We start from the raw sequence: 3,455 nt of genomic DNA, 5'->3' as shown, positions 1-3,455 counted from the left end.
ATTGACCGCCGAACCCCTGATCACCGCCAGCACCGGATGCCCATTGCGCCGCGCGTCCGACAAACGCTCCAGCACCAGCCACCCCACACCCTCGGAGAAACCGGTGCCATCCGTGTCGTCCGCGAATGCCTTGCAGCGGCCGTCCGGGGACAGCCCCCGCTGACGGCTGAACTCCACGAAGATGCGCGGCGTGGACATCACGGTGACGCCGCCGGCCAGGGCCAGTGAGCTCTCGCCGCGCCGCAGGGACTCGGCCGCCAGGTGCAGGGCCACGAGGGAGGCGGAACAGGCGGTGTCCACGGAGACGGCCGGGCCTTCGAGGCCGAAGGTGTACGCGATCCTGCCGGAGGCGACACTGGTGAGGACGCCGGAGCCGACGTAGCCCTCGACATCGGCGGGGACCCTGTCGACCTCGGGCGCGTAGTCCTGCGGGATGGCGCCGGCGAAGACTCCGGTGTCGCTGCCCTTCAACGCCTCGGGCACGATCCCGGCCCGCTCGAACGCCTCCCACGCGGTCTCCAGCAGCAAACGCTGCTGCGGATCCATCGCCAACGCCTCACGCGGCGAGATCCCGAAGAACTCCGCGTCAAAACCCGAAGCCTCGTACAGGAACCCGCCCCGCCGCGTCATCGACTTACCCGCCACGGCCGGGTCCGGATCGAACAGACCCTCCACGTCCCAGCCACGGTCCGACGGGAACTCACTGACCGCGTCCACGCCCCGCTCGACCAGATCCCACAACCCCTCCGGAGACGTCACACCCCCAGGGAACCGGCACGCCATACCCACGATCGCCAACGGCTCATTCGCCCGCTCCTCCACATCGGAGAGGCGGCGGCGTGTCTGCTGAAGATCAGCCGTCACACGCTTGAGGTAATCGCGAAGCTTGTCTTCATTCGGCATGCAGAGCCATCCCCTTGGGCTACCGGGCCACCCGTTCGGCTCGCCACCCTCCTCCGCGTTGCTTGCCTTGGCCTTAATCAGACCTAAAGCGCTGCCGCGTTTAGCAGCAATTAAGCCCCTGCGCATACCTTGCGGCGCGAAGCGCTCTGTCTCGAGAGGTCACCACCATGTCCGATACCGATAGCTCCGACATACCACCCTTTCCCTTTGCCCGGACCTGCCCTTTCAGTCCGCCTGCCGAGTACGCACCGCTGCGCGCCGAAGGGCCCATGTCCCAGGTGGTGCTCCAGAACGGAAAGTCGGCCTGGCTGGCCACGCGCCACGAGCACGTGCGTACTCTGCTCAGCCATCCGGCCACCTCGGCCAGCAGAGCCCATCCCGCCTTTCCCGCGACCGTCGCCAATGTGGGGGCTTTCGCGCAGAAGGGATTTCTGCTGTCGATGGACTCCCCGGAACATTCGCTTCACCGGCGCATGGTCACCAGTGAATTCACGCTCAATCGCGTCCGCCGGCTGCGCCCGCGTATTCAGGAAATCGTGGATGAATGCGTGGACCGCGTTCTGGAGGCCGGCGCGGGCGGCAGGCCGGTGGATCTGGTCCAGGAACTCTCGCTTCCGGTCCCCTCACTCGTCATCTGCGAGCTGCTCGGGGTGCCATACGAGACCCGCGGTACGTTCCAGAAGTACACCGAGGTACTGCTGGAACGGTCCAGCACGCCCGAGGAACGCGGGGCCGCCTTCGGCGCTCTGCGCGCGTTCCTCGGCGACCTGGTGTCCAGCAAGGACGACGCGCCCGATGACGCGCTGCTCAGCCGCCTCGCCGTGAAGTACCGGGAAGCGGGCATCTACGACCACGAGCTGCTCACCGGCTTCGCGATGCTCCTGCTCCTGGCCGGCCACGAGACGACGGCGAACATGATCTCGCTCGGGGTGGCGGCCCTGTTGCGGGAGCCGGAGAAGCTGGCCACGATCACCGCGGACCCGTCCACGACCCCGGGCGCGGTCGAGGAACTGCTGCGCTGGTTCAGCATCGTGGACTACCCGACCGCGCGCGTGGCCCTTGAGGACATCGAGGTCGGTGACGTCGTCGTGCGCGCGGGCGAGGGCTTCATCGCGTCGGCCGCCGCCGCCAATCACGACGAGCGGGTCTTCCCCGACGCGGCCACCCTCGACCTGGGGCGCCAGACGTCCGGCCACGTGGCGTTCGGCTTCGGCGTGCACGCCTGCCTCGGCCAGAACCTCGCCCGGGCCGAGCTGGAGATCGTCTACGACACCCTTTTCCGGCGCATCCCCGGACTGCGCCTGGTCGGTCCTCCGGAAGACCTTCCGTTCAAGGACGCGACCGTATTCGGAATCCACCGACTGGAGGTGACCTGGTGAGCCAGGCACGACTGCTGATCACCATCAAGGAGGAGGAGTGCTGCTCCTCCGGCATCTGTGCGCTGACCGCGCCGGACGTGTTCGACCAGCGTGAGGAGGACGGCGTCGTCTACCTGCTCGACAAGGACCCCGAGCCGTCGCTGCACGCCGAGGTGAAGGACGCGGCGCGCCGCTGCCCGTCGCTCGCCATCGAAGTCGAGGAAATCCCGGCCTGACGGCCCGTTCGCCCGCCCGCTTGCCCGCTCCCCAGAAAAGGGTCTTTCTCCAGTGGCTGACAACGAAGACAAGTTCCGCGAATACCTCAAGCGGGCCACCGCCGATCTGCGACAGGCCCGGCGGGAACTCTCCGATGTGGAGGAGCGGGCGAATGAGCCGTTGGCGATCGTGGGTATGGCGTGCCGGTTCCCTGGGGGTGTGACGTCTCCGGAGGGGTTGTGGGATCTGGTCGAGCGGGGCGTGGACGCTGTCGGTGAGTTCCCGTCGGACCGTGGCTGGGACGTGGAGGGTCTGTTCGATCCGGACCCGGCCGTGGCGGGTAAGTCGATGACGCGGCGGGGCGGGTTCCTGTACGAGGCTTCGGGTTTTGACGCGGAGTTCTTCGGGATCTCGCCGCGTGAGGCGTTGGCGATGGATCCGCAGCAGCGTTTGCTGCTGGAGACCGCGTGGGAGGCGTTCGAGCGGGCCGGGATCGTGCCCGAGGCGTTGAAGGGCAGCGACACCGGAGTCTTCGCCGGCGTCATGTACAACGACTACGCCTCCCGGCTGCGGCCCGCGCCCGAGAACTTCGAGGGCTACCTGGTCAACGGCAGCCTGGGCAGCATCGCCTCCGGCAGGATCGCTTACACCTTCGGCCTCGAAGGCCCGGCCGTCACCGTGGACACCGCCTGCTCCTCGTCCCTCGTCGCCCTGCACCAGGCCGGGCAGGCGCTGCGCAAGGACGAGTGCTCGCTCGCGCTCGCGGGCGGGGTGGCCATCATGGCGACCCCCACCACGTTCGTGGAGTTCAGCCGTCAGCGGGGGCTGTCCCCGGACGGCCGCTGCAAGGCGTTCTCCGACTCCGCCGACGGAACGGGCTGGGCCGAGGGTGTGGGGTGGCTGGTGCTGGAGCGTTTGTCGGACGCGCGGCGCAATGGGCATCCGGTGCTGGCGGTGATCAGGGGTTCGGCGGTCAAT

4 protein-coding genes are annotated in these 3,455 nt (G+C 68.2%); 3 read left to right on the top strand and 1 reads right to left on the bottom strand.

Going from position 1 to position 3,455, the window contains the following annotated elements:
* A partial coding sequence (locus AB0L33_RS35090) for a beta-ketoacyl synthase N-terminal-like domain-containing protein (RefSeq protein WP_365687819.1) occupies window positions 1-903 on the bottom strand: 903 nt, incomplete at its 3' end.
* A gap of 167 nt (window positions 904-1,070) precedes the next feature.
* Between AB0L33_RS35090 and AB0L33_RS35085 the strand changes: the two genes are divergently transcribed.
* The 3 genes from AB0L33_RS35085 to AB0L33_RS35075 form a co-directional block, all read left to right on the top strand.
* Window positions 1,071-2,282 (top strand): cytochrome P450, encoded by a 1,212-nt coding sequence (locus tag AB0L33_RS35085; protein WP_365687817.1) that lies wholly within the window; start codon window positions 1,071-1,073, stop codon window positions 2,280-2,282.
* Entirely contained in the window at window positions 2,279-2,497 is a 219-nt protein-coding gene (locus tag AB0L33_RS35080; RefSeq protein WP_365687816.1) for a ferredoxin, read from the top strand. The genes AB0L33_RS35085 and AB0L33_RS35080 overlap by 4 nt, the downstream gene beginning before the upstream one ends.
* A gap of 52 nt (window positions 2,498-2,549) precedes the next feature.
* Window positions 2,550-3,455, top strand: a 906-nt coding sequence (locus AB0L33_RS35075) for a beta-ketoacyl synthase N-terminal-like domain-containing protein (protein ID WP_365687815.1), incomplete at its 3' end; no start/stop codon positions are given.

The sequence above is a fragment of the Streptomyces sp. NPDC052299 genome, from assembly GCF_040679335.1.
Taxonomy (GTDB): Bacteria; Actinomycetota; Actinomycetes; order Streptomycetales; family Streptomycetaceae; genus Streptomyces.
Note: the sequence above shows the minus strand (reverse complement) of the source record. Positions and strands in the feature narration are given on the sequence as shown.